Here is a 26,066-nt window from a genome sequence, read left to right as displayed (position 1 = left end):
ATTTCACCTCATTTTTCTGTTAATATCAAATTCGTATTCTGTTTTAGGTTGTCTACTAATTTTTTATCGGTTATAAAATCTGTTATCAATAAATCCATTTGTCGAATTGGCATAATACGTTGAGCAAATACATTCCCAAATTTTGTATGATCGATACCAACTACTATTGTTTGACAATGTTTTAAAATGGCACGAGTTAGATTGGATTCGCCCAAATGATGATTAGATAATCCAAATTTGGCATCAATGCCACCGCCACTAAAAAAGCCAACATTAATGTTAATTGAACTAATTGCTTGTAGCGCTACTTCTCCAAAAAAAGAACCTTCATTTCTTCTTACCAATCCCCCTAACACAAACAATTGAATATTTTTGGATTTGTAAAGCTCATTGATAATTGGTAATGAATTAGTCACAATTGTTAAATGCTTAAATTGCTTAATTTTTTTTGCAACAGAGAGACTCGTAGTACCAAAGTCAAGGTATATTGTGTCATCCTCTTGTACATACTTACAAAATTCACTTGCAATATCTTCTTTTTGCTTACTGTTTACACGTAAGCGCTTATCATAAGAAGTTTCGTTTTTAGGGACGTTTAATATTGCTCCCCCTCGAACTATTCTTACAAGCTTTCGCTCCTCCAAATTATTCAAATCACGCCGAACAGTTTCCCGGGTAACGTTTAGCGCACTTGTTAATTCAGAAATTTTAACAGAATGATTTTCTTCCATAATTTTCACAATTGCAATTCTTCTAGCCGTTGCATCCAAAATAGTCATCACCTCTCATCTCAATTTACATATTTACAATACCACAAAAAAGATTTAATGCAACATCAATGCCAAAAATATATAGTTTTATGAATACGTTTGCATTATTTTTTTAGCAAAGTATTGAATATTGCAAAAAAAAAGTGTACTATCAAATTGTAAAGTTAAATTATCTATAGAAGGAGATGCGGGTATTGAGTCTAATACATCCTGAATTAATATTTCAGAATAAAAGCTTTGAAAATAATGAAAGCGCATTATATTTTTTGGCCGATAAATTATACGTTAATAAATTTGTAAAATCTACCTTTAAAGATGCTGTGGTTGATCGTGAAGGAAAATTTCCTACTGGTTTACCTACCGGAAAGATTAGTGTTGCTATTCCACATGCTGATTCAGCGCATGTAATCAAGTCGGCATTAGGTGTTATGACCTTAGATAGTCCAATCAAATTTCATAACATGGGCGATCCCGACAGCAAGCTTGATGTTTCCTTAATTATTATGTTGGCCATTGGCGAACCTCATGGACAAATCACAATGTTGCAAAAATTAATGGGTATTGTACAAGATCAAAAACACCTTGAACAAATTTTGGCATATGAAGATAAGGATTCCTTGTATAAGGACCTTCATCATACTTTTAAGGATATCAAAGTTTAAGGTATAAATAATTATCGATTTTATTTACTAAATCATTCAAACTGAAGGGAAAGTGTTTAATTATGAAAAAAATTTTAGTAGCTTGTGGTTCAGGTATTGCTACATCAACTGTTGCACGGAGTGCCTTAGAGGAAGATTTGAAGAATAAAGGGATCAACATGAAAGAACTTTCATTTGACCAAACTTCCATCCCTCAAATTCCATCTATGGCGTCGGACTATGATTTAGTCATCACAACCGCCAAATACACTGAAGATGTTGGTGTTCCAATTATCAATGGTCTCCCTTTTTTAACTAATATTGGAGAAGATGCCGTAGTGGATAAAATCATTGCTGAGTTAGGAATTAACAAATAGTAATTTGGCACATCTTTTCAATTACGAAATAGTTTGCTCTCTGATATCAAACGGTTTTACATGCTGTAAATCAAATCTTTCATTAAGCTAGTTTAAGTGTGTCCAAATATTGGTTAATTCCTTATTTGAACACTTTTTTCTTGAAAATTATTTATTTGAAGTACTATATCACCTGGTTCATTATGATTATGATCATAAAATATCCTCAAAACATATCAAGGAGAAATATTATGACTTATCAAGCATTAGTTTTTTTTGATTTAGATAATACCCTTTTAAATACCAGACTAAGAGTTGAAGAAAATATTCAAAATGCATTAACTGGGCTTCGGGAGAATAACATACTCCCGATAATTTCCACGGGACGTTCACCGGCCGAAATTAAAATTGCTTTGAAGCAATCCAATATTGATACTTGTATTTTCATGAATGGCGCATATATTACTTATAAAAATAGGCCAATTTATCGAGGCCAAATTGATACAAAACTAATTCAAGATATTTATGAACGGGCCGAAAGAAATGGTGATGCACTTGGATTCTATAATGAACATAAATTTCGCATCACACGCGAAACTAAGTCTGCAAGGCAGCACTATCGCGCCTTTAATTCACCTCTGCCGATAATAGATCCTCAATTTTATAAAAATAATATCATTTATATGTTATTAATTATTGCTGATAAAAATTACAAATACTATTCAAATATTTATGGTAATCAACTAAACTTTTTCCGAACGTCATCTTATTCAATGGATACAGTATTAAAAAATGAATCCAAGCAGTCCGGAATAACAAAGTTAATAGACGCCATGAATTTTAAGGACATACCAACATATGCCTTTGGAGATGGCATTAATGATCTTCCTATGTTTAAGGCAGTAGATCATTCAATAGCAATGGGTAATAGTATCGAAACAGTAAAAAAACAGGCCGAATATATTACCACCAAAAATACTGAAGGAGGAATAATTCAAGGCCTGCACCACTTCAATTTGTTATAATATCCAATCACTTTTAAATTCAAAAGTCTATAATTACCCTTGGACAGTAAAATTTAGGAAACGAGGAATTCATTCATGATAGTACTAGAAAATAGTGAATTACAGGTAGAAATTAGTGAAAAGGGCGCTGAAATCCAACGAATCATCCAAAAACAGGCTAATTTTAATTATATTTGGTCCGATAATAACCAAGGAATCTGGAAACGCCACGCACCAATCTTGTTCCCTTTCATTGGCAAATCAAACCAAGACCAATATCGAATCAATCAACAAACCTTCCCAATGTCACAACATGGTTTCGGCCGTGACCAGACATTTATCGCTCAGCAAACAAATGACACTGCGGCCACTTTTACATTTACCGCTAATGAAAGCACAAAAAAAGCCTATCCGTTCGCTTTTAGCCTCAAAATCTTATATACGCTAAAAGAGAATCAGCTTCAGGTTAAATTTGAAGTAATTAATCAGGATACGAAATCAATGTCATTTGCCCTTGGCGTCCATCCTGGATTCAACGTTCCGTTAAATGGTGAAGGTAGTTTTGAAGACTATTCCTTAAAATTAAACCCAGCCACTATTTCGCTAAAACAATGGGAAATTGGTCCCGCACCATTCAGAACTGGCAATATCATCCCGTTTACAGCGGCGACGGAAAACAATGTCATCCCATTAACCCATAAATTACTCGACGATGGCCTAATTATTTTAGAAAATAAGGAAATAACTCAAGTCACGTTACAATCGAATAAGACATCACACTCAGTTTCGCTATCCACTGGCGATTTTCCTTACTTAGCAATGTGGAGCCCAGAAAAAAAGCAGGCACCATTCCTATGTATTGAACCATTTGCTGGTCTACCCGATAAATACGGTGACATTACGGAACTCTTTGCTAAACAAGGTAATATGTTATTAGATGCTGGAAAAACTAAAAAATTGGCCTATCAACTTGAGTTGAAATAGGCCAAAATGATGTTTATAAATAAATCAGCGATGATTTATTTTTTTGCTGTAATTTTTTGGAGCCACTATTCGCCACCGTTTGGAACTTTCAATGCAGCACAATAGCCCTTGCCGTTGTGAACAACATAAACATTTAGCAATAAATTTAACCGATTGATCTTCCAAATAACTATTAAAATGCGCTACTACTTCTCTAGACTGTTGCAGTACAGCCAATGCTACTATATGCGAGAAATAATTTTTTGATATTTAGATAAATTTAGTCATTTTTTAACAGAAAATAATTAACCGGATTTAGAATCTAAACGCAATACCCGTTAATTATGCAAATAAGTTGACCTAAACTTGAAACACCTGAGTCTAAGAAATAAGCTCGCATTAATCAAACTTAGCAACAACACAACCAGAAAACGAGGTATGACTCAACCTTGTCTGATCAAGGATTGAATCATACCTCGTTTTCTAGTTACATTGAAATTTTAAGTTCCGCCAAAAAATATTGTTATTTTCTAAATCATTTGATATTGATTTGGAAAGTAACAATATTTTAATTGTCCTAAAAAACCTGTTTAAAACTAATCAAAATCCTATCAGTCCGCTTTAATAAGTTAAATATTAACGAATAAGAAACAGCCTTCTGACAAAAGCTCAAAAATTCCTCATGCGTTGCTACATCTAAATACAGATATAGCGTGATCTCGATACTAGCAATATTTGGTTCTTGAGTATACCCTTCAACCATTAACAACGATAAGGGCGCCGCAATTTTGAATTTAGCTAATCCTTCCAAATTATCAATATCGATACTTCTATATTTTGCATAATTTTTAAAGGCAAGCATTAAATCACTAATGAGCGCACTAGCAAAATGGTCCACACTGGTTATCTCATTACTCTCAATATCGAAGCTCATACCTTTATTAACAGTTACTTCAAACTTATCAGTCAGCACTTTAACCTCATCATGTTCCCCAGTGATTCCCCGGTAAGATACATTATAAAAATTGGCCTCATCAATACGATCGCTCATGATTGATGCCTCAATTCAGTTGCGGCCTTAACCAATGAGTTGATTTTACGTTCAATAACTTCGTAACTATTTACAGGACGATTGGAAAATGTTGCGAAACCACAATCTGGATTTAACCAGATTCGATCATTCGGTAAAAATTCTTGAGCAAGATGTACTTCCGCAATAATTTGCTCAACAGTTTCAACATTATCAGTCCGCGGATTAATTACTCCTAAACCAAGAGTAGTATTAGCTGGAAGTTGCTCATCCCCAAATAACGAATGAATCTCACCGGCCCGTGGTGTCGAAAATTCTAGGCTAAGTACATCAGGAGCAACATCGTGAAATAACGTTCGTAACGGTGCATAAGAACCAGAAAGCAAGGTGGTCTCATCCTTACTCCAATTACCACGACAAACATGCATCGATGCTATAACCTTTTTTTGTTTCATATAATCTATTACTGGTTGAATCAAAGAGGTGGCAAAAATTAATTCGTCATGAGGATCTTGTTTTTCAGACAAAGCCGCACACATGAAGGTCCGCGTTTTACCTGGAGTAAAGACCACTTCAGTCAAAACAGGCTCATCAATTTGAATCACCTCAACACCAATGGCCGTTAGCTCATCAATTTCTTTGATCAAAATACGAATAACATCTTGACCTAACGCTTCCTTTGAGGCATAAGCCTTCTTTGAAATTTCAGGAAACCACATTGATTGCGTCATCAAATATGGTCCCGGTAAGGTAATTTTAATTGGTTTATCCGTTGCCTGCCGCATCATCAATAATTCATCGGTTGCCAAACCCTTGTTGTACTTCAATTTATCAACGCAAACTGGATTATTTATTGTGCTTGAAGGAACATCAAGTGTGGTTAAAATTTCTTCAAAACGTTTTTTATCATCAATATGCGTTAATAATTCATTCATACTCATCATGGCAACACCATCAATTTTTTCGGCGACAAATGAAACGTAATTATCACGGCCAATTTCGCCACTGGTAATAAGATCTAGGCCCAATTTTTCTTGCCATCTAACCCGTTGCGTCGTTTCATTCAAAATAAGCTTTTGATAGTCATCTTCATTTATTTGACCGCGTTTAGATTGGCGTCGTGCACGCATTATGTCCCGGGACCGGGGTAAGCTGCCCATCAAAGTGGTTGGAAATAAGGTTGATGTTAATTTATCTGCTTTAGCCATCCACGACTACCTCTTTAATCAAAATAGTGTAAATATTTATTAGCCTGCTGGATTTGGCGATAACCTGATAAACGGCCTGGTACCCATTCCTGCAGTCCTTCCATATCCATAACCTTTTTTTGCTCAGGATCGTTATAGTCCATTTCCATTAAAATCGTGTTCCATTTTTCAAATAAACCAAAATCCAGTCCTGGGCGGCCAGTGAAGATACAGTGATCAAAAACCCTAGTTTGTTCAATGACCTCAAGTTGATCAGGATCAATAGTGCCGTCAACTGACCAATTATCCCAATTTTTATCTAGGGTAACGGCAGCATCGACTTTGCCATCCTTTAAAGCATTGATCGCATCTAGTTCACCACCAATGTGGTCACCTTGCAGCCCAACACCGACGTCAAAACGTTGCTCGATATAATCTTTTTGATATTCCAATCCACGAGTATGTAGATGCAGAATTGGAATTAAACGAGCTTGTGGTGAATCAATCGCACCAAACCCAATCTTTTTGCCCTTTAAAGCTAACGTATTTGAATAATGATCGGCCTTTCGTGCGACAAAATATGATTTACGATTTTGATCAGTATCCCGCATAACACCGTGCAGGCACTTACCATCGGACCTCAGATAAGTGTCTAACCAGGCCAATGGTGAATTCCAGGCAACATCGATTTCACCGTTCATCATGGCCGTAACTTGCATGTCATAATTTTTATAAAACTTACATTCAGTTTTGGCACCATGTGCCGCCAAAAAGTCACTAATGACACCCCAAATAACGGTGACTTTAGGATTATAAATTACTGCACCAACTCTTATTACATCTGTACTCATGATTAAATCCTCCAATAAAAATATTTATTCACCTGTTATGCTTCTGCAAATCCAGATTGATCTTTAAGGAATTTGTTGGCCAGTAACGACTTTCCCTAACCAGCTATTTAACACATCAACACTCGGTGCCATAATTTGACCGGCAAATGAATCACGTAGGTATCTTTCAATTGGTAAGCCTTTATTATAGCCCCAACCACCACCAACACGCATTGCATGAGTGGCCGAATCAATCGCAAATTCGGACGCCTGAATTCGAGCCGCAAAGATCTTAGTAACTGCATCATCAGCACCTTCAGCACCGGCACGGGCTGCTTCAAAGGTCATAGCCTTGGCCGAAACGGCGTGCATATAAATCTTAGCCAAATGTTCTTGAATTGCCGGAATTTCCGCAATACTTGTACCACCAGGATATTTACGCTCTAGCGCGTGGGCGTTAGCCTGTTCACTCAACGCTAAGCAAATACCACTTGAAACGGCCGCTAATCCAGTTAAGAAGAAGGTAGCAACAGTCGTGAATACTTGGCCAAATCCAGTTCCTTCTTCACCAATTCGATACAGTGGATCCATATGTACATTATTTAAAATCATTGGACAAGAGACATTGCCGTGCATCCCTAGGCCATTCCATTTTGGCATATCAAATGATAAACCAGCACTATCTACGGGAACAACCCAATTATTAATATCACCCGCTTTTTCAACACTTGGCGCTAATACTAAATAATATGAGGCGTGTGTGGCTGAAGTAACCATACTCTTCTTGCCATTCAGGATCGTTGCTTGGCCCTCTTTAGTTGCTTTGAGTTCTGGTTTGTAAAAATGAACCCCTGTACCAAATTCACTGTATGCTAATGCTAAAAAGACGTGATTATTAATAACGTCTTCACAAATTTTCTTAACCAATGTTTCATCGGCATTATCAATAATGCATTTCAGTGCCACATTATGCATCATATAACATAATCCAGCGCTTGGATTATCTTCAGCCAAGGCCATAACGACCTGGGCATGTTCTTGCAATCCTTTGCCTTGACCACCAAATTTTTCTGGCACTAATAGGCCTAAATAACCAGCATCTCCCAGTGCTTTAAAAGTTTCTGTCGGGAATGTGATTTCTTGATCAGTCTTGACTGAAAATGGTGCTACATGCTTTTTCGAAAATTTCTTTGTTTCATCGTAATAATTTTTCATTGTGATTCTCCCTTTTTAAACAAATTGGTGATCGTGGTCTACTAAAACAGAATGAATGTTGAAATATAAAACTAATGAAATAATAAATTTAGGCACGTTTTCATTGTAAGCGATGTCAATGAGCTTGGCAATAGATTGTGATTATTTTTTCAATAGGTTATGTTCTTGAGGATTTAAAAGGCCTTCAATTTAATTAGTAATTAAATTGAATGACCTTTTTTTCCATCTATGTGTTGTATGTCGAATCAGATTTCTTCTGCGATTCAATATTAGTTAGAAACTAGCTGTGCTGACTATACCCAAGACCTTAACCCTTCTAATAATTCCATTTTATCGGGCATCGCTTTGATATCGGCGTATAAAAATCCCATTATGGCTGACAGAGGAAATATCAAACTTCTTCTGTCGGCCATAATGGGATTATAACGAACGTTGATTATTCACTGATAATTAGAACGTAGAAATCCGGTTTTAATCCTTAGCCGCCAGTTTTTTCTCTAAAGCTTCGGTTAAAGTTACCGAAAAATTAATGCCGGCTTTCTCGGCTCTTTTAGCAATGTCGGTTGGAATGCGCGTATTTTTTCTAGTCATTGGCTCATATGAATCTTCGGCCGCCTTATCTAGGTCAACAGAGACATAGGAAACAATTTTTCCTAAATTTTCTTCTTGTACCTTCTTGATATCACTAGCTTCAGGTAACTCCGTGGCATCAAATAAAATTAGCCCTAACGAAATAGCAGCACTATTGATGGCTTCGGCAATGTTATTTCCATCAGCGATTGCGCCTTGAACATCTGGAAAAGTAACTGTATATTCGCCTTTTTTATTTTCTGTATCATCAAAAACTGCTGGATATGCAACAACTTTTGTCATGAGATCACTCCCTATTCTTTTTAAGCCCCGCCTGTCTTAGTATTGCACTATAAGTTCCTGGTTTAATTGAGTCGCTTAATCTACTGTAATTAACAGTAACATAATGACCCTCATCGTCCTTAAATCTATGGTGGTCGCCATTTATCCTTGAATCATAGAATCCTGCATCAAGCAGCTGTTTTACCACTTTTTTTGCCTTGATTTCAGTCATCTGTGTTGCTCCTTTAGTTTAGTTAAATTGTACGTCGCTGTGCGCACAAAATCAATTATTTTAATTTTTTAGTGTAACAATTTTTATAAAACTGGAATTAAATCATTGTAAGCACCTAATAATGAACCAATTTTAAACGCAAATCGTCCCGAAGCGGTGACCTAGACGGATTAGATCGTGAGCAGTTACAGACTTTGTACCTGTGATCCTTGGACCTGCTACAAGAATGGCCATCGTTCGTAGCAGCAAGATTATTAGCGTTTTGGGCCGCAATTCGAGCTTTGGTCCATCTTAGTCCCATCGATATCGTTAGTGAGGCCAGTAATAATCCTCAATTGCAAAGTAGAATCTAACTGCTTTTTCAAACATTCCCTAAGCTAGATCGTGCTTGAAAAAGCAGCAAAATTACCCGTTTAGGCAGATAATGCTGGCTTTGATGAAATCTTTGCAATCAATCTTCTTCTATATAAATAATCCTCAATAGATTAAGCTTTTACTGTAGCACTATTAGCTTCCAAATTAATGGTGCTAGAAGCATCTAGTCTTTCTCCTAGGCATTTCCTATTCCCGCACAACGCCCTCACTCTTCACCATCATTTCAGCATTCAACTCCTTAAAGTAATCAAAGGCTGCAAAATTATCTTTAAAACTTCTTTCCAGCTTAATCATTCCGTTTTTCAGCAACACCACTGCATCCTCGTCAAGCGACAATAAAATAAAATCATTTCCATTCGTAATATCTAGCGTTATTTTCATAAATTATTTCCCCTCTCCTTAATAAAGTGCGCGAAACGTCTGCTTCTTTTTTTGATATTTCACTTTATTTACTTCCTACCACTTTCAAGGCCTTTAAAGCCACTCGATTGCGTAAGCGATGAACTCGGCGCTTTGAGTAACCTAAGCGTTCGGCGATAACTGTAACTGACTGATCTTCCAAGCAACGCATAACAATGAATTGTTTCTCGACACTACTACAGCGACTGAACAGATTGCGAAAGATTTCATCCACTTGAACTTCTTCAAAAACATCTGCGGCCTGAATTGCGGCGCGTAAATCAAAGTAATCAGATTCTTCATCTAAGGCCGACTCATTCTGGATCAGATGGCAACTTTGCATCCGATTTTTTCGCTGAACCTTGCGAATCATCCAAAGTATGGCGGTATAAATATAGTTCAAACAATCGGTCTCCTCTTTTTCAGGAAACTTTTTAACAAACTGGCAATAAGTGTCCACAAAGGTTAAGCGACTTTCGTTAACCAAATCCGGATAATCTTGCCAACTTGGGCGCACACGACAGTGCCGGAGAGCGCCGTAAATCAGACTTTCATTTTCCTGCAATAAGGTAAAGGCAGCTTTATAAAGTTTCTTATCTTGTTCGTTCATGGGAATCACTCCAGACAAGAGTGCCTGAAAAAGCGGTGGGCCTGAGAATTAACCGTCTTATGGCTTACGTAGCCAACTGCAGGAGGCCGCTTTTAGCACGTTTAGTAAACGCCTGCTTCATCAAGCAATCTTTTATTTTGTGATCCCCAGCGCCGGGGAACAGACCCATCCTAGCAAATTAAGAATTTTAACCAGAAATTGCCGTTACCGAATTTCCGGAACTTTTTTTACCACGAAACGCACAACCATAAGCTTTCATTTTAAAATGAGCAGCCAACCTTCGTTTTCACGCTTTCCTCACATTGAATTCTTAGTTATAGCTATTTGAAAGCGGTACCATTGCCGTGTTACATTAAAAAAGTCCTATTCAGCGCTTGAAAGCACGTCAAATAGGAAAAAATACTTACGTCAAAAATTTGTTTTCAAAGGACTGTTACTATTGGGAAAAAATACGCATGATTGGGAAAGTTACGTTCCTAGCAACCACCGTTTATTGGACCTTAGCGAATTAAAATCACTGCTTCAAACTGCTTGTTACTCCGAAGAAGCACGCATTTCCAGCAATACGTTGGCTTGTGTGCCCATCACTTTCAAACACAACGTCGATTGCCATCGCTGTCATAGTCTCATTGTGACCAAACAGGGGCGCCTGTATTTAACTAGCGCAACAACTTCTAAGTTACTAACTGAACAGCAAAAACGGTTTTGGCCGGAACACGTCGTCAAATCCCTCGCTAGTATTATTGATATTCATCAGTACGTACCGTTCATTGTTGGCAATGCCAGCTTCATCGTTTTAGGAACTACCGCTGACAACAATAAGGCTTTCGTTGCCTTAGAGGCCTTTGACCATTTTGTCGCGGTCACTGATGAACAACTACTGCTGTATTTCACCGACCAAACAATTCTAAAAATCAATTATTCCGCGAAATTTTTTGACCGCCAGTTACAAAACGCTGCCAAAATACTGCACTTCATCACTTACTTACAGACAGAGTTTGCCCGTTGCTTTAGCAATTACTCATGTACAACCATCCTGACCGGGGAAACTTACTTGCACCGCCAAATGAAATTACTAGATAATACGGTTTACCCACCATTAAAATATTGCGCGAGCCACTTCGGCATTTTGTATTCCCTACGTTGGATCAAAACGGCGACTTGCTGTGATAATGGTGAATGCTGGCAAATTATGCAAACAATTAAACGCCGCTACCCGATTTTTACACCGAAAGAATTAGTGGCAAAACTTTTTAAATCGGCGTAGTACAAAGAGTGTTTGAAAAAGCGGTTAGATTCTACTTCGCAATTGAGGATTATTAGCACAGTTCGCAAATAATCTTGATGCTCCACACGTTGTCCATTCAACTACTACTTCGCAATTACGGTAAGTTATTTGCAAAGATCGCAAATAACTTTTGATGCTACGAATGTTGTCTATTCTTGTGGCAAAGTACGTGCCGCAAGAACTAGCATGGCGAAAAGCGCCAAGTTGAAGCATGGCAACCGCAGGAATCTGCTTTTTCAAACACGTTTACACTAGATTGATCAGAAAACTACTGATAAAAGTATTTTTCAAACACGTTTCTACTAAATGAGTCAGAAAACTACTAAATAAAAGTGTTTCCCAAACAAAAAAACAGCTACCGTCAGCTTGTCGGCGAGTACCCACTCGCGGTTACTCATCAATGTCCGCGAATACCACTTCGAGTACGAACTCGAGTACCACTTCGCCGACATAGTCGAATTAAAAAGACAAAAAAATAAAAAAACTTCAAAAAAAATAACAGCAATTATTCCCGTCCTTATCAGCTTTTGCCTAAGGTCAAAAATAATTGTTGTTTTTTAGTGACACTTTTTGGGAGGCTACGGGTTTTATATCTATAGAACCTAATTAAGAAAGAAGTGGTAAACATGTTTAGTTCAATTAATATTCCGGTAAATCTTTATTCACAACCTGAGTTCCGTAAACTTGCTCGAGAACAAATCAACACTTATTACGCTGGCTTTCGTTTTTGGCATTTTTTATTGAATCAGGCCGCCATTAATGACGATCGGGGTCGTATCTCGGCTTCGGCGCAACAGGCCTATACAAATAACGAAATCAAGCAAGTCTGTGGCATAGCCAACGCACGGCATATCAAATCGCTGTGCCAGTTACTCCTCAAAGTTGGCCTCCTTCGTGAAAATGACAAGCACGCTTTATACATCGCCAACTGGCAACAATTTTGCCCAGAAAATGCAACAACGACCAAAACAGAACCCACCACCACTACTAAAACAGTTAAATCAACCAAAGTAGTGGTGCCATCCAAAGTTTCAAAAACGCCGAATCTCAAGCACCCCGCTACCACGCTTGAACAAAAACGGGCCCAACAAATCGTCACTGAACTGGCACAAATCAGCGGCAAGACTTTCCCCCAAACCGAACGCCACGAAAATTATGTTGTTGCCTGGCTTCAACGAGGTTATCAACCAGAGCAGTTCAAGCAAGTCAGTTTGGCCAAGTCGGCTGAATGGGGCACTCAAATTGAAATGCGCAAATTTGTTCGACCGCGCACACTGTTTGGGCCAAAATTTATTAATTACGTTAACGATATTGTCCCGGAACGGCCGGTAACGGTGGTGCACCATGTCGAACCAATCTCCGAAACGGAAGTAATTAAGGCGATTTATCTTGACTGCGATCGTGATTTGGACGAAACCTTCCGCCATATGAAGGTTGAGGATATCGAAATTACCAAAGAAGAAATGGCGGTGGTCGTTGATGGAATTTGAACAAGACGCAGTTGCTTACTTAGTGGACCATCCAGAAGTCTGTAAAAGTACCGAAATTGAAGCTCGTTGGTTCCACGTGATTAAATTTCAACACCTCATCCAAGTTATTCTAGAAAATAACGGTGATTTTAAGGACTGGGTGGACGTTAAACGCCGTTTCTTCCTGGTTCACCCATTGGATTTTGCGGACGACGAATGGGTTAAACTGCATGATACCAGTGTCACCACCAAAACGTTCAAGTCAGTCCTACAAGGACTGAAGGCTTGGTATTATCAAGGTGAATTAGAGGAGTTGGCAAATCGTTACGCCAAATTCCCTACCACCGAAAATTTGGAGGAACTTAGTCAATTAACGCAATTAGTCCGCGTTTTAAATTTACCTGAATTACCAACCAAAAAATTAAGTGAGTACGCGGACGATTTGCGCTATTACATGACTCATTCACGATCGGCCGGAATCAAGGCCTACCAGCAATTAGACAGTGTCCTGGGCAACGGCCTGTGTGGTGGTGTTCTTTGGACAATTGGTGCTCGACCAGGCATCGGTAAATCGGCCTTTGGCTTAAGTTTCATTCAAAGTGCCTTAGCGCTTGATCCCGAAATTATTGTCGATCATTTTTCACTGGAAATGACCGGCGCAGATAATTTCAACCGCACAATTGCCTTTCATACTGGTATTCCGGTTAACCAACTACGAAATCCGAAAAATTCATTATCTGCGGCGCAAAAAGAACAAATTAATCAGGTATTACCTAAAATCACGGCCCAACACGTCAATTTACACGACAAAATTCTGGTCCTACCTCAGATTATTAAAGTGATTCGGGAAAACGCCAAGAAAGCCGCCGAAAAAGGCGTTAAATATTTTGCCATCGTGGACTACCTTCAAATCGTTAGCCTGACGCGAACGAAAGCCCGCGTCACCGATCGTCGTTTGGAAATCGAGGCGATTACCCGTGAATTAAAATTATTAACCAATGAATTAGATATTCCAATTATTCTATTTTCGCAACTTAATCGTGAACTGGAAAAACGCGTTGATCGTAAGCCACAATTAGCCGACCTACGGGAGTCCGGCAGTATCGAACAAGATTCCAACATTGTGTCCTTCCTCTATTTGGAAGATCAAATTCAAGAACGGAGTAAAATTCGCAATATCAACCTACTCTTCCGCAAAAATCGCTCCGGCAAGTTGGCCGAGATCGCTCTGAAATTTGATACGCAACAGATGAAATTTACACCGATTAACCATGCGACAAAACGCCCTACTAGCGTTGACGTCCCCTGCGGTGATGGCTTAATTAAGATGCAAAACGATGTACGTTAAACGTGTTTAAAAAGCAGATTCCTGCGCTTAGCTACGATTGCCAAACAATTCGCTTCGCAAATTATTCGTCAATCTAGGCTAATGCTCAGAATCTGGGCGCTTTTTAAAACACTCTCAACATAACAAGGAGAAAAACTATGAAAGAAATAAACGTTACTGAAGCTAAGGCTCATTTAAATCGCTATGTTCGTGATCTTGATAAAACTGGCAGTTATTTACTTGTCCGCAATGAACGCACTGGCGCGGCACTTTTATTAATTTCTGCCAGTCAGTGGCAGGCTCAGTTGGAACACTTTTTACCCAAAGAATTGGAGGCAACTAACTATGCAAAATGATCCTTATTTTTCCCAAGATTCGCTGATTGTTTTTAAGGCAGACACTGCCACTGAACATCTAACGGCAGCAAAACAGCACCTAGTGGCAGAGCAGGAAAAAGAAACTGCCATGACTGGCCTAGAAAAACTTAGTCGCCAGGCCGCACTGATTACCGCAGCCAAGCTTGATCCCGAAATAACTAAAAACGAGACTGCTCAAGGACATACGCCAACTTGTACAAAGCGGGACTACCTTGGTCAAACTCTCTATTTAGACGATCAAATTTATCAATTAGGCTCCTTACTCTACCGCGAAGAACACGCTGCGGACTTTCTTCAGTATTTGCACTACCTAACCTTACACCAGTCTAGTGCTGTGGGTATTTTACATTTGCTTGGGAGTCGTAAGGTGAAATGAATTGCAGAAACGTGTTTGGAAAATACTTTTGTTAGTATTTCTCTGACTAATTTAGTGGAAACGTGTTTGGAAATGCAGATTCCTGCGGTTGCCATGCTTCAACTTGGCGCTTTTCGCCGTAGTTGAATGGACAACGTATGGAGCATCAAGATTATTAGCGTATTTAAGCTAATAATCCTCAATTGCGGAATAGTAGCTACAACAGCCAAATCATCTGTTTAGATCGTGTTTTGAAAATACTTTTGTTCTTATTTTCCCAACCAATTTAGCGGAAACGTGTTTAAAAAGGCAGATTCCTGCGCTTAGCTACAATCGTCGAATAATCCACTACGTGAATTATTCGCCAATTTAGGCTAATGCTCAGAATCTAATCGCCTTTTTAAACACTCTCAAAAAATATTTTATTTATTTTCAATTTTAGTGACACTTTTTGGCATGCTGAGGGTTTTATATCTATGTAGGCAGAAAACAGGTGGCCACCGACTGACTTACAAAATAAGGGTTTAATTGAATTAATTAATGTGAAGTTAATTCACAATACCCAAAATTGGAGGACATACTCATGGATGATTGGATTAAAACGAACGTTGAAATTAAGGTAACTGGCCCTGATATTGCTAATGAAGCAACTCGTGTTTTTCACGATTGTAAGGAAGAAGTTACTTCTGAGCAACTTATCAGTCTCGGTAAAGTGGTTGAAGCACTTTCCGGCCACCGCGCCAATGCTGGTGTGATCGTGAATTACCGCCGCCAGGACTTCCCTGGAGAAGAGATCTAAGAAGTGGGACTAGAGTCGGTTATATTCTGAGGATTACTAACGTTGTCGATCAGACTAAGATGGACCGAAGTCCGAATCGCAGCCTAAACAGACAAATTACCTTTGAAAAAGGTGATTTGGCCGTTGTAGCTAACCGCAGGAATATGACTTTAGGCGCACGTTAAAAACAATGTCTGTCACTACGATCATAGTTACCAATATTTACCAAGTAAACACTTAACTATTAAGGAGGAATTCAACCTATGAAACAACTAGACATGGAATTTACCAGTGAAAATGGTAAGGAAAAGCACTTGCGCATGAACTACGCCTCACAGAATCTTGACGAAACAACGGTCAAGACAGCGATGCAGGCAATCGCTGAACTCAAAATGTTCGAAGTCGATTTTGCCAATCCTTACGCGCATCCAGTTGGTGCCAATTATACTGAACGAACCGTTACACCAATTTTCAAGGCCGAAAAGCCAGCGAAAACTGATGCATAGTGGAGTGGGACAAAAGTCGCTTTTGGGTTTACTGCGTAACGTAAGTTAATCCAGACTTTTGGCGTACGTTCTAGAATAATGAGCGGAAATAAATAACGCCCTTGCCAATAGTTGGCAGGGGCGTTATTTGTATTCATCACTGATCATTACATTGAACGTTAAAGATGGCGTCATGCGTCAAATGTTCCATATCCTGTAGATTGTGTAAATGTACTTTGTAAAATCGGCTGTTTGTCTCCATAACGATCACTTCTATATCATGAAATTCCCCGAGTTGTGCTAAATAATGTTGTAATCCAATATAACTAGCCTTATGTGACGTGCCCCTGGTATACATTAAAATAAAAAAAGGAGATTTTTTCTATGTATTTGGTTGATGAAAAGAACAAAGAATATCGATTTGATGACAGTTGCCCCAAGTACTTAATGTAGGACCCGAGACTAACCATTGCTATAGTTCGTTTTAATGCGCGCCAGAACTTTACAGCACATTATCATAACTATATGGAAGAAGATTTTTATATTAATCGAAGAAAAATTTAACGCGAATACCTTATAATCATTATTTCTTGTTATGAACGGGCCATACATTGCACCCCGAGCATAAAATTAAAACCGGGACAGTAAAAAGAGTTTGGTGCTAAAGAATCGGATAACCGATTTTCTAGCACCAAACTCTTTTTAGATCACTTATGTCAGTTTTCTAAGCATTAATTATTTCTTAGACCTATTCCAAACCATATTAGATAAGTTCTTCGTGTGGAAATTTCAGGCCCCATTCTTTTCTGGCGTCGTCCATAATATGAATGACACGGGATGTCAATTTACGTGTGTCCTCTTCGCTACCTGTTGCATTATCTGAATAGACATTAAGCCGTGTCAGTTCATAATTAAAAATTTGATTTTCGTCACCGGTTTGTATGTTTTCGCTCTCGCCATTATTCCAATAAACCGTTGCTTCTTCGGCGCGTGGAAAATCCTTAATCACTACGTACCCTTTGTCTCCACTGACAATAATCTGTTTAGGCATTTTACCCCTGAACGCAATTGTAGCGGTACCAAGAACCTGATTGTCGTTTTCTACAATAAAACTGGATTTTTCGTCAACGCCACTTTCCGACATAATGACTTTAGTATTTAATAATTTAGTCTCAATACCCATGAAATACACTAACGTAGAAAGTGCATAAGTACCAATATCAAACAGGACACCGCCCCCCTTTTCAAGACTGAAAAAGCGATTTGTTGGATCGTATTCCTTAGAACTACCGAAAGTAATGTTGACGGTACTAAGCTTACCCAATTTATTCTGGATCACCATTTCTTTAATTCTCTTGAACAATGGCATGTAATACATTGTGACCCCTTCAATAACAACTAAGCCCTTCTTGTGCGCCAATTTTTGGACTTGATCTAATTGCTGTCCATTGAGGGTAGCCACTTTTTCAACCAGAACATTTTTTCCGGCATTTAAGGCCTGCATCATCAATGGGTAATGGGTTGAATTAGGTGTGCCAATATAGATGCCCTGGATATCAGGATTTGAAGCCATTTTTGCAAAATCAGTATAAGTATTTGAAATATCATATTTGGTTGCAAAATTAGCTAAAGAGTTCGCATTAATATCAAATACCCCTAAAATATTGAACTTTGAACGATCAACCTTTGTCGCAAAATCGTTTGCAATAAAACCAGTGCCACATATACCCCAGTTTGTAATCTTCATACGTTAATTTCCTTTCATAACACTTAATAATCTAACTTTATTGTAACCATATCGTAGGGTTCAACAACAAATTTTTGTTCTTGATGAACTTCTAACGCGTTAACAATTTCTGGATTATGGTTAGAAAATAGATCAGTATTAATTTTCTTTGCATTGCTAGTTGGATTGGTTACCCGAATTAAATACCTATTATTATTTTTGTAAGAGGGATAAATTGATGACACAGTGAGTCCATCAAGTTCAAGCATCCCTGATTTCTTTTTGGTTAAAGGCTTCTCTTGTTTTTTTTGAATCTTATTATCTAATCTATTTATAAAATAATTCAAGCTTTGGTTCTGGTAACTAACGTTTGCTGCATAGACCTCGTCGGCAACACTTTGAACTTTTAAGGGATTAAATGTCTGCGAAAATAGCTTCAAGGAAAAATCAAACTCTTGCGGACCAAGTAATTGTGCTTCTGGTGTTGCTATCATCACGTGCCCCTGGTTAGTGGTATCGCCGCTTGCACGCCCAGGGCGCCACATTAAATTGGGCTTTCCAAACTGACCAGTACTCGCAAACAATGTGATATAGAGCTTATCTGCGGCTAATTCATATTCTTTACTTGCACCACCATAAAAGGAAAAAGATGAAGCATGATTACTAAGCGAGACTACTTTATCAAACACATTTAAAGGTGCTGGGTATTCATCATAGCCGTCAGTATCGTGCATATCAATTTGATTATTTTTGAGCGCTCCTGCGGTTAAGCCAGCAAAAACGTCAGCATTTTTTATTTCAGGATTTAAGACTAAACGCATCCGGTGAGAACAAACTGTGTTATCAACGTAAAATTCACCCGAAATAGTATTGGTATCATCGTTTAAACTCAGGACTAATTTATAATTGATTGCCTTTGTTTGACCAGACGTATTTTGTCGGTCAATGAGATCGTAAGGTAGATTTGTCGTCCCGTTGATAATTAATTGCTGAATTTTCCCACTCACTTGTGCGTTGGCTGTATTAAACGGTAGTTCAACTTCCGTATCTCCTTTTAACGGTGAAAAATCATAGGTGTCACCATCATTCGCACAATCAACTAATTTTATTAAATTGGGCATTGTTTTACCATTGAAAGTTGCAGAAATATTGCCGTTTAAAAATTCAATTTTAACGTCAGTAGTCTCAATTTTTGGTGTTGAATTTAGTTCAACAGTCTTAAAAGTTGGTAACTCCAACTGATCATCATTAAAGTCAATTACTTTATATCCTAGGCCAGGGACAGTTGTTTTTAACATCACTGATAATTCAAAATAAGCAGGTTCAGTGAGATAGCTCTTACCCTCTGGCTTTTCGATTAAGATATGTTCTCTTGCAGGATAATAGTGCTCGTTAACGATAAACGCATCTGTAATACCTTTGAATTTGATATTTTTCCTATTAGTCAAAATATTTACTTTGTAATAGCGATCCTTAGCTTCTGCTTCAGTGTTCACAAGTAAAACTTGATTTTCAGATAGCGCCAACTTATCGGCCAACCGTCTTAAAATTAAATTCTGAATACCGTCTGAAAGCTCGTCTGCCTCTTTGTAGCGGTGCATGATATCATCAGACACAGCATCATAAACACAACCGCCAAGACTGTCATGTGCTTGTGAAGCTAGGACTTTTTTCCAGGCGTCGACTAATAATTCTTGAGAAATATTAATCCCATATTCTCGGCCTAAGACCATCAAAGGTTCGACTTGTTTAATTAGTTTTTGCTCTGCATTATGGTTAGCTTGTTTAATATTTATCCGAACTGATGAAATCGTCCGATGAAGTCGTGCATAGGCCGGAAGTCTGAACTCACCGCGATAACTTGGCAACTCTTTGCTCTGTTTAAGTTTGTTCAAGAAATCGCTAAACGAGCTAATGTGATAATGATACTTACTTTTCTGATTAATCACATTCAGTTTATCCTGAATATTCGTGACAATATTTTGTTGATCCCCTCCCGCAGGCACCAGTACATTGTCTTGTGGCCTAATATCATTAATAAAGTTCATATACTTATCTAGCCGATTCGAAATATACTCTGATGTAGTTTGCATGTTCGGGGCACAGCCATAGCCTAACGGAATAGTCATTGCGGTTACGCTAGTATCACCAAGTCCTTGCCATTTGAAATAAGGGGATGAGACTTGCTCTTGATAATCAATACCTCGCCAAAAAATGATGTTATCAATACCAACCTGATTTAAAATCGTTGGTAGTTGAGCATTAAATCCAAAACTATCAGGAATATAACCAACTGACATAGCACCACCATAGGCTTCACAATCTCGGATACCAATCATTACATTACGCATTAGAGATTCGCCATCAACTAATAGACAATCACTCTGCGTAAACCAAGGCCCAATAAATAATTGTTTATTTTGTACGAGTTTTTTTACCCGACGTGAATTTTCAGGATGAATTTGCAAATATTCGTCTAGAATTGAGCTTTGGCCATCCAAACAAAAATTAGCTTCTGGCCGTTTTTCCAATTCATCAAGTACATCAGAAAATAATTCGTCGCTCAAAACCACTGCATCTTGATTGGAAAAATACCACTCTCGATCCCAATGAGTTAAATTGACTATATAGCCTTCTGTCATACTGCTACCGACTGCTTTTTAGAAACTTTAATTTTTCTTTTGGCAATATGGTCACGAATCATAATATTACCAATAGCAACAAAGAGCACACCGATTAATAACGAAAGTAGATATGGCAATAAGCCTTCAACTAGTGGCCAGCCCCAGAATTGAGGAATTGGGAACCAGATTTTTACTTTAAAGAACGTTGCCACAACGGCTGCTATTGCAGAGCCAACCATATTTAATGGAATTGTAATTAACGGATCACGTAAAGCAAACGGAATTGCACCTTCACTAATTCCGATGATCCCCGAAATAAAGGACGTATACCCCGCTGCAACTAATGAATCATCGTAAATATCACGCTTAAATACATGTTGATTTAAAATTACTGAAGCGCCAATACCTAACGGTGGAATAATACAACCTAAGATATTTGCCGTCATGGGAAAAGTGTGATCAGCGGCAAGTGCCAGCGTAACCGCGAAAGCCGCTTTGTTGAAGGGACCACCCATATCAAAGGCAGTTGCTAAAGCAATCACAATTGCAATAAAGTACGAACCTGTTGATTGACCAATAATGTCAACAAGTAGCTTGTTTAAGCCACCACCGATTGGTTCGAAAATATAAAGGTTTAAAACATAGACCAAAATAATACTGAGTAAGGGAATGATAAGCATCGGCTTCAAAGATTGAATATTTTTAGATAACTTAATTTTTTGGTTTAAGAATCGACAGAAATAACCAGCAACAAGGCCGACACAAATTGCGCCTAAGAATCCAGAGGAAACATGATCCTTAATCCCGTTAACTGTGTAAATCAGACCCCCGGCTAAGCCGCCACCAATGAAACCGGGGGCTAAGCCAACTTTACCTGCAATTGCATAAGCAATAAACGCAGCTAATACTGGATACATCAAAGAAAAGATAAAGCCACCGAAACTATTGAAATTATATAAAAATTGCAGGATAGAATTTGAACTCGTTGCATAGGCAATATTACTGATAGTACCTGGTTTTAAACCATACAACAACCCACCAATTTGTGGTATTGCCGACATTAGCCCTGCACCGACAACAATTGGAATCATATATGAAATACCACTCATTAATGCCTGATACATTTCAGTTCCTATTGACTTTTTTTTATTACTTGGGCCTTCTTCCTCATCATCTTCAACAGTTGTAAACTTACCATCTGGATGGTTAAGGACTTGGTTAATTAAAGACTTGGCGTCCTTAATTGGTGTTGAAACAGGTACAGAAATATAAGGGAGTCCAGCGTAATAGTTCATTTCATGCAAATCCACATCGGCAGCGATAATTAAACCATCAGCCTTTTTGACGAGTTCTTTAGACGGGCGATCCTCAATCCCATTGGCACCTTGTTTTTCGACATAAACGTCATAGCCCATTTCTTTGGCCGTTTTTTCAATCGCTTCTGCTGCCATATAAGTATGTGCGATACCAGTTGGACAGGCAGTGACACCAAGAATTAAGCCCTTTTTGGATGTAGCATGCTCATTAGTGGTTGCTTTATTCTTTTCTGTTGCGTCAACCCTATCGAGCGCATTAATCACTTCTTCAACTTGTGTGGCATTTTTAACACTGGTGATGAAATCTTTATTTAACATTGCTCGTGATAGCTTGGCCAAAAGTTCAACGTGAAAATCACCAGCGCTTTTCTCGGGTATTGCTAATAGAAAAATTAACGAAACATTGTTGTCTGGTGACAGGCTTTCCCAGCCGTCAATAACCGTTGTTGATCTAACCACGGCAAAAACTGGTCGACTAATAGCACTGGACTTGGCATGTGGTATGGCAATTCCATTTTCAAGACCAGTTGGGCTCTCTTTTTCACGCGCATAAAGTGCTTTCTCAAAATCAACTTTATCCGGAATGATCTTTGCCTTTATTAGGCGTTCTGCAACCGCATCAAAGACCTCATCTTTAGTTGAGTATGATTGATCCAATATAATTAGATCGCTTGAAGTTAATTCCGCGAGTTTCATTGTTATCCCTACCTTCTAGGTATATAAATTTATCTTACAATTCCAATATACCAGCAAATGTATGAAAGCGCTTTTCCTAAATTAGAGTAAAAATTTACCCTGATTTAGGTTATAATAAATGCAATTGGAGGAATTGGTATGAATTTAATCAAATATTTTCCAACTGTTACTTCCGAACTCACATTTGCAGAATCACTAATTCTAAAGTATTTAGGCGATAATATTAATCAAATTGATTCTCTTACGATTACTAAAGTTGCTACGGACAATAACGTCAGTACCACCACTGTTGTAAGATTATGTAAGAGACTTGGGGTACAAAAATTTAGTCGACTAAAAATTGCTTTAGAACAAGTAAAAAATGACTTAGCGATTGAGGCTCAATCAAGCGATTTTAATATTAACTTTAAATATAATTTTCAAAGTACCCTGAAAGAAAATTTACCAGATAGAATTCAAAAAACTACTCAACTAATTAAACAAAAACAACAGATTTTCATCTTCGCAATTGGGCTAACAACGGCTTGCGGTCAATATCTTAATCTTGCTCTGCAACAATTAGGTAAAAACTGTTCTTTTATTTCAGATCACCAAATAATCTGGAGTTTAGATCAACTATCAACCACAGACGGATTAGCTATTTTCATCTCAAATAGTGGCGAGTCACAAGAACTGGTCCAACTTATTCAACGTATTAAAAACACAGAAACCTTAACTACTCTTAGTATTGTCAATACACCAAACAGTACACTAGAAAAACTATCTGACGTGACACTTCATGGCTATTCACAGCCACTTCTGATAAATACCTCAGACTTCACACCACATTTTTCAATATTTTTAATTCTTGATTTGATCATCCAACAGTATATACAAATCTCAGATAATCAAAAATTTATGTAACATTAAACAAATAAAATACGAATGAATAGTTAGAATTATCACTTTAATAAAAAACAGAACTAGAATTAAAAAGCTTCTAGTTCTGTTCATGACAATATTTGGTTCGACAAAATCATAAATATGTTTATATACTCATTTATACTTTAAACGGTAATCAATAGAATTACTGACGAATAAGCACTTTATGTGGGTTAGTAGTTACCATTTTAGCATAATCTGTCTCTGAGATATGTTGAAGTAACTCTGATTTTAAATCTGTTAAAATATATTTTAGACCAGGCTCACCACCATAAGAAATAAAGTATTTCTTTCTACCCATATCCCCGGCCAAACAAATGTTATCAGAATATCCACTATTTACTAAGTTAGTAATCATATTGATTCTTAAACTATCTTTGTTTTTTAAGTGTCGACCAATATGGTCAAAACTAATACTTGCGCCAGTGTCGCAAATACGTTTTATATAATCAACATCTTCAGATAAATCTACGTGACTTAAACACACGTGCGTTAGATCTGCACCAGCTGCTTTTAAACCAGCAAGCTGATCAAGGCCCATTGTGCCTTGATCACAATGTGTGACAATTGGAATATGTGTATCACGTTGAACGTTACCTTCAACGTCGATAACGCGTTTTTCGGAATCAGTAATAGTATTTTTGCTAGTCCCCAATTTCATTGCTCCGGGTAAAATTTTATTTGTTCCAATTCCATCGATAATTTCGTGTGTTAGAAAATCATAAACGTCCTTATTTGACATATTTTCTAACCACTTTGGCTGAAACTCTTCTTTGTGGAACCCAGTGATACAAATTATATTTACTCCTGATGCCTGAGAAATTTTTCTCAAAAGCATTGGACTTCTTCCATAATTAATAGGAGTCAAATCAACCAAAGTGTCGCCGCCGGAATTTTTAAACGAAATGACTTCGGCAATATTTTTGTCAAGATCATCCAGTGTGTAGTCCTGGTGCATAACTTGTGCATCGGGGTACACATACAGATGTTCGTGTATATATGTTGTTCCTAAAGAACCATTCTTGATTGGGCCTAAAACTGTATTAATCATTTGATTTTCCCACTTTCATTACCACTCAGCAATGGTCCCATCGTAGTTCTTCCATTTTGGATTAGTCCATACCAAACCTTGTTGAGCAACATCTTTAATTTTATCTTCATCCATGTCAATACCTAGACCGGGTTTTTTTGGAAGTTGTACATAACTATCCTTATACTGGAAGATTTCCTTATTAGCAACAAAATCCAACAAATCGAAGCCTTGATTATAATGGATACCTAGACTCTGTTCTTGAATAAATACATTTGGTGTGCAAGCATCAAGTTGTAGTGTCGCTGCAAGTGCAACTGGACCATATGGCGCATGAGGTGCAACCGCCATATCATATGCTTCGGCCATAGCTGCAATTTTTCTAGCTTCAAGAATGCCACCACACATAGCAACATCTGGTTGAACAATATCAACGGCACCTTGGTTAAATAACTCTTTAAATCCCCATCTTGTATAAAGTCTTTCACCTGTTGCCAGGGGTACTGATACTTCTCGAGCAATATCATCAAAGGAATCCCAATTTTCTGGGAGAACAACTTCTTCTAAAAACATAGGGTGGTAAGGTTCGAGAGCCTTGGCTAAGACCTTTGCCATAGGACGATGTACACGACCGTGAAAGTCAATCCCAATTTCCAGATCATCACCAACTGCATTTCGAATGGACTCTACACGATCAACAACTGCTTGTACTTTCTTATATGAATCAATATAGTGTAATTCCGAGGTGGCATTCATCTTTATTGCAGTAAACCCAAGTTTGACACGCTCTTTTGCTTGTTCAGCAACGTCGCTTGGACGATCACCACCAATCCAAGAATAAACTCGTATTTTGTCTCGAGCCGGACCACCTAACAAATCATAAACAGGTACACCCAATGCTTTACCTTTAATATCCCAAAGAGCCATTTCAAATCCAGAAATGATCGTACCATTTATTGGTCCTCCTCGGAAAAACGAACGATGCATTTCTTGCCATAACTGTTCAATGTTATTTGGATTACGACCGATGAGCGTCTTTCCCATTTCTTTCGCACCGCTAACAACAGTTTCTGTTTTGGTACCTGAAATCATTTCGCCCCAACCGCTTAATCCGTTGTCAGTAGAAATTTTAACAAAAATCCAACGTGGCTTAACTTTATAAATCACAAAATCTGAAATCTTCATATTGATTGATCTCCTATAATGATAA

At 37.9% G+C, this 26,066-nt stretch carries 26 protein-coding genes; 12 read left to right on the top strand and 14 right to left on the bottom strand.

Going from position 1 to position 26,066, the window contains the following annotated elements:
* Window positions 1-8 precede the first annotated feature (8 nt).
* Complete coding sequence (locus EKM98_RS01590; protein WP_164512646.1) at window positions 9-770, bottom strand: DeoR/GlpR family DNA-binding transcription regulator; 762 nt, start codon at window positions 768-770, stop codon at window positions 9-11.
* A 194-nt stretch (window positions 771-964) separates the two neighbouring features.
* Between EKM98_RS01590 and EKM98_RS01585 the strand changes: the two genes are divergently transcribed.
* The 4 genes from EKM98_RS01585 (at window position 965) to EKM98_RS01570 (ending at window position 3,755) form a co-directional block, all read left to right on the top strand.
* The gene (locus EKM98_RS01585; protein WP_125980069.1) at window positions 965-1,432 is read left to right on the top strand and encodes a PTS sugar transporter subunit IIA; all 468 of its coding nucleotides are present in this window, start codon (window positions 965-967) and stop codon (window positions 1,430-1,432) included.
* A gap of 62 nt (window positions 1,433-1,494) precedes the next feature.
* Entirely contained in the window at window positions 1,495-1,788 is a 294-nt protein-coding gene (locus tag EKM98_RS01580; RefSeq protein WP_125980068.1) for a PTS sugar transporter subunit IIB, read from the top strand.
* Between the two features lie 182 nt (window positions 1,789-1,970).
* On the top strand, window positions 1,971-2,792 hold the full coding sequence (locus EKM98_RS01575; RefSeq protein ID WP_225418505.1) for a Cof-type HAD-IIB family hydrolase: 822 nt from the start codon (window positions 1,971-1,973) through the stop codon (window positions 2,790-2,792).
* A 75-nt stretch (window positions 2,793-2,867) separates the two neighbouring features.
* A complete protein-coding gene (locus tag EKM98_RS01570) occupies window positions 2,868-3,755 on the top strand; it encodes an aldose 1-epimerase family protein (protein ID WP_125980064.1) in 888 nt (295 codons plus the stop codon).
* A gap of 556 nt (window positions 3,756-4,311) precedes the next feature.
* Here EKM98_RS01570 and EKM98_RS01565 read toward each other — a convergent pair.
* The 8 genes from EKM98_RS01565 to EKM98_RS01530 all read right to left on the bottom strand — a co-directional run bounded on the left by EKM98_RS01565 (window position 4,312) and on the right by EKM98_RS01530 (window position 10,464).
* Window positions 4,312-4,785 (bottom strand): OsmC family protein, encoded by a 474-nt coding sequence (locus tag EKM98_RS01565; RefSeq protein ID WP_125980063.1) that lies wholly within the window; start codon window positions 4,783-4,785, stop codon window positions 4,312-4,314.
* Window positions 4,782-5,972 (bottom strand): cobalamin-independent methionine synthase II family protein, encoded by a 1,191-nt coding sequence (locus EKM98_RS01560; protein WP_125980061.1) that lies wholly within the window; start codon window positions 5,970-5,972, stop codon window positions 4,782-4,784. The genes EKM98_RS01565 and EKM98_RS01560 overlap by 4 nt, the downstream gene beginning before the upstream one ends.
* Window positions 5,973-5,986: 14 nt before the next feature.
* Window positions 5,987-6,802, bottom strand: coding sequence for a phosphate/phosphite/phosphonate ABC transporter substrate-binding protein (locus EKM98_RS01555; RefSeq protein WP_125980060.1), 816 nt, complete (start codon window positions 6,800-6,802; stop codon window positions 5,987-5,989).
* Window positions 6,803-6,865: 63 nt separating this feature from the next.
* Window positions 6,866-7,996 (bottom strand): acyl-CoA dehydrogenase family protein, encoded by a 1,131-nt coding sequence (locus tag EKM98_RS01550; protein WP_125980058.1) that lies wholly within the window; start codon window positions 7,994-7,996, stop codon window positions 6,866-6,868.
* Between the two features lie 471 nt (window positions 7,997-8,467).
* Window positions 8,468-8,869, bottom strand: coding sequence for a type II toxin-antitoxin system HicB family antitoxin (locus tag EKM98_RS01545; protein ID WP_125980056.1), 402 nt, complete (start codon window positions 8,867-8,869; stop codon window positions 8,468-8,470).
* Between the two features lie 4 nt (window positions 8,870-8,873).
* On the bottom strand, window positions 8,874-9,080 hold the full coding sequence (locus EKM98_RS01540) for a type II toxin-antitoxin system HicA family toxin (protein WP_125980055.1): 207 nt from the start codon (window positions 9,078-9,080) through the stop codon (window positions 8,874-8,876).
* A 561-nt stretch (window positions 9,081-9,641) separates the two neighbouring features.
* Window positions 9,642-9,836 carry a hypothetical protein gene (locus tag EKM98_RS01535; RefSeq protein ID WP_125980053.1) on the bottom strand — a complete coding sequence of 65 codons (195 nt, stop codon included), beginning with the start codon at window positions 9,834-9,836 and terminating at the stop codon, window positions 9,642-9,644.
* Between the two features lie 64 nt (window positions 9,837-9,900).
* Complete coding sequence (locus EKM98_RS01530; protein WP_125980051.1) at window positions 9,901-10,464, bottom strand: sigma-70 family RNA polymerase sigma factor; 564 nt, start codon at window positions 10,462-10,464, stop codon at window positions 9,901-9,903.
* Between the two features lie 439 nt (window positions 10,465-10,903).
* Here EKM98_RS01530 and EKM98_RS01525 point away from each other — a divergent pair, with 439 nt between their 5' ends.
* The 7 genes from EKM98_RS01525 to EKM98_RS01495 all read left to right on the top strand — a co-directional run bounded on the left by EKM98_RS01525 (window position 10,904) and on the right by EKM98_RS01495 (window position 16,564).
* Window positions 10,904-11,731, top strand: coding sequence for a hypothetical protein (locus tag EKM98_RS01525; RefSeq protein WP_125980049.1), 828 nt, complete (start codon window positions 10,904-10,906; stop codon window positions 11,729-11,731).
* 647 nt (window positions 11,732-12,378) lie between these two features.
* Entirely contained in the window at window positions 12,379-13,242 is an 864-nt protein-coding gene (locus EKM98_RS01520) for a conserved phage C-terminal domain-containing protein (RefSeq protein WP_125980047.1), read from the top strand.
* Entirely contained in the window at window positions 13,232-14,569 is a 1,338-nt protein-coding gene (locus EKM98_RS01515; RefSeq protein ID WP_125980046.1) for a DnaB-like helicase C-terminal domain-containing protein, read from the top strand. The genes EKM98_RS01520 and EKM98_RS01515 overlap by 11 nt, the downstream gene beginning before the upstream one ends.
* Window positions 14,570-14,706: 137 nt before the next feature.
* Entirely contained in the window at window positions 14,707-14,904 is a 198-nt protein-coding gene (locus EKM98_RS01510) for a type II toxin-antitoxin system Phd/YefM family antitoxin (protein ID WP_125980044.1), read from the top strand.
* The gene (locus tag EKM98_RS01505) at window positions 14,894-15,301 is read left to right on the top strand and encodes a hypothetical protein (RefSeq protein ID WP_125980042.1); all 408 of its coding nucleotides are present in this window, start codon (window positions 14,894-14,896) and stop codon (window positions 15,299-15,301) included. Before EKM98_RS01510 ends, EKM98_RS01505 begins: the two co-directional genes overlap by 11 nt.
* Window positions 15,302-15,863: 562 nt before the next feature.
* Entirely contained in the window at window positions 15,864-16,079 is a 216-nt protein-coding gene (locus EKM98_RS01500) for a hypothetical protein (RefSeq protein ID WP_125980040.1), read from the top strand.
* 242 nt (window positions 16,080-16,321) lie between these two features.
* A complete protein-coding gene (locus EKM98_RS01495; protein WP_125980038.1) occupies window positions 16,322-16,564 on the top strand; it encodes a DUF2922 domain-containing protein in 243 nt (80 codons plus the stop codon).
* Between the two features lie 742 nt (window positions 16,565-17,306).
* Here EKM98_RS01495 and EKM98_RS01485 read toward each other — a convergent pair.
* Genes EKM98_RS01485 through EKM98_RS01475 form a run of 3 tightly spaced genes read right to left on the bottom strand, consistent with a single transcriptional unit; the run spans window position 17,307 to window position 22,905 of the window.
* A complete protein-coding gene (locus EKM98_RS01485; RefSeq protein ID WP_125980034.1) occupies window positions 17,307-18,290 on the bottom strand; it encodes a Gfo/Idh/MocA family protein in 984 nt (327 codons plus the stop codon).
* Window positions 18,291-18,313: 23 nt separating this feature from the next.
* Window positions 18,314-20,911, bottom strand: a complete 2,598-nt coding sequence (locus EKM98_RS01480; RefSeq protein ID WP_125980032.1) for a glycoside hydrolase family 38 N-terminal domain-containing protein — start codon at window positions 20,909-20,911, stop codon at window positions 18,314-18,316.
* Window positions 20,908-22,905, bottom strand: coding sequence for a fructose-specific PTS transporter subunit EIIC (locus EKM98_RS01475; RefSeq protein ID WP_125980030.1), 1,998 nt, complete (start codon window positions 22,903-22,905; stop codon window positions 20,908-20,910). Before EKM98_RS01475 ends, EKM98_RS01480 begins: the two co-directional genes overlap by 4 nt.
* Window positions 22,906-23,043: 138 nt before the next feature.
* On the opposite strand from EKM98_RS01475, the gene EKM98_RS01470 reads away from it, so the two are divergent.
* Window positions 23,044-23,808, top strand: coding sequence for a MurR/RpiR family transcriptional regulator (locus EKM98_RS01470; RefSeq protein WP_125980029.1), 765 nt, complete (start codon window positions 23,044-23,046; stop codon window positions 23,806-23,808).
* Between the two features lie 163 nt (window positions 23,809-23,971).
* Here EKM98_RS01470 and EKM98_RS01465 read toward each other — a convergent pair whose 3' ends face one another.
* On the bottom strand, window positions 23,972-24,877 hold the full coding sequence (locus tag EKM98_RS01465) for a phosphotriesterase family protein (RefSeq protein ID WP_125980027.1): 906 nt from the start codon (window positions 24,875-24,877) through the stop codon (window positions 23,972-23,974).
* A gap of 18 nt (window positions 24,878-24,895) precedes the next feature.
* Window positions 24,896-26,041 (bottom strand): galactonate dehydratase, encoded by a 1,146-nt coding sequence (gene dgoD / locus EKM98_RS01460; protein WP_125980025.1) that lies wholly within the window; start codon window positions 26,039-26,041, stop codon window positions 24,896-24,898.
* Window positions 26,042-26,066: the final 25 nt, after the last annotated feature.

Source organism: Loigolactobacillus iwatensis (assembly GCF_003950295.1).
GTDB lineage: Bacteria > Bacillota > Bacilli > Lactobacillales > Lactobacillaceae > Loigolactobacillus > Loigolactobacillus iwatensis.
Note: the sequence above shows the minus strand (reverse complement) of the source record. Positions and strands in the feature narration are given on the sequence as shown.

Coding starts and splice junctions, on each gene's coding strand:
- EKM98_RS01580 (WP_125980068.1), top strand. CDS start 1,495: ATGAAAAAAATTTTAGTAGCTTGTGGTTCAGGTATTGCTACATCAACT.
- EKM98_RS01575 (WP_225418505.1), top strand. CDS start 1,971: ATGATTATGATCATAAAATATCCTCAAAACATATCAAGGAGAAATATT.
- EKM98_RS01570 (WP_125980064.1), top strand. CDS start 2,868: ATGATAGTACTAGAAAATAGTGAATTACAGGTAGAAATTAGTGAAAAG.
- EKM98_RS01565 (WP_125980063.1), bottom strand. CDS start 4,785: ATGAGCGATCGTATTGATGAGGCCAATTTTTATAATGTATCTTACCGG.
- EKM98_RS01560 (WP_125980061.1), bottom strand. CDS start 5,972: ATGGCTAAAGCAGATAAATTAACATCAACCTTATTTCCAACCACTTTG.
- EKM98_RS01555 (WP_125980060.1), bottom strand. CDS start 6,802: ATGAGTACAGATGTAATAAGAGTTGGTGCAGTAATTTATAATCCTAAA.
- EKM98_RS01550 (WP_125980058.1), bottom strand. CDS start 7,996: ATGAAAAATTATTACGATGAAACAAAGAAATTTTCGAAAAAGCATGTA.
- EKM98_RS01545 (WP_125980056.1), bottom strand. CDS start 8,869: ATGACAAAAGTTGTTGCATATCCAGCAGTTTTTGATGATACAGAAAAT.
- EKM98_RS01540 (WP_125980055.1), bottom strand. CDS start 9,080: ATGACTGAAATCAAGGCAAAAAAAGTGGTAAAACAGCTGCTTGATGCA.
- EKM98_RS01535 (WP_125980053.1), bottom strand. CDS start 9,836: ATGAAAATAACGCTAGATATTACGAATGGAAATGATTTTATTTTATTG.
- EKM98_RS01530 (WP_125980051.1), bottom strand. CDS start 10,464: ATGAACGAACAAGATAAGAAACTTTATAAAGCTGCCTTTACCTTATTG.
- EKM98_RS01520 (WP_125980047.1), top strand. CDS start 12,379: ATGTTTAGTTCAATTAATATTCCGGTAAATCTTTATTCACAACCTGAG.
- EKM98_RS01515 (WP_125980046.1), top strand. CDS start 13,232: ATGGAATTTGAACAAGACGCAGTTGCTTACTTAGTGGACCATCCAGAA.
- EKM98_RS01510 (WP_125980044.1), top strand. CDS start 14,707: ATGAAAGAAATAAACGTTACTGAAGCTAAGGCTCATTTAAATCGCTAT.
- EKM98_RS01505 (WP_125980042.1), top strand. CDS start 14,894: ATGCAAAATGATCCTTATTTTTCCCAAGATTCGCTGATTGTTTTTAAG.
- EKM98_RS01500 (WP_125980040.1), top strand. CDS start 15,864: ATGGATGATTGGATTAAAACGAACGTTGAAATTAAGGTAACTGGCCCT.
- EKM98_RS01495 (WP_125980038.1), top strand. CDS start 16,322: ATGAAACAACTAGACATGGAATTTACCAGTGAAAATGGTAAGGAAAAG.
- EKM98_RS01485 (WP_125980034.1), bottom strand. CDS start 18,290: ATGAAGATTACAAACTGGGGTATATGTGGCACTGGTTTTATTGCAAAC.
- EKM98_RS01480 (WP_125980032.1), bottom strand. CDS start 20,911: ATGACAGAAGGCTATATAGTCAATTTAACTCATTGGGATCGAGAGTGG.
- EKM98_RS01475 (WP_125980030.1), bottom strand. CDS start 22,905: ATGAAACTCGCGGAATTAACTTCAAGCGATCTAATTATATTGGATCAA.
- EKM98_RS01470 (WP_125980029.1), top strand. CDS start 23,044: ATGAATTTAATCAAATATTTTCCAACTGTTACTTCCGAACTCACATTT.
- EKM98_RS01465 (WP_125980027.1), bottom strand. CDS start 24,877: ATGATTAATACAGTTTTAGGCCCAATCAAGAATGGTTCTTTAGGAACA.
- dgoD (WP_125980025.1), bottom strand. CDS start 26,041: ATGAAGATTTCAGATTTTGTGATTTATAAAGTTAAGCCACGTTGGATT.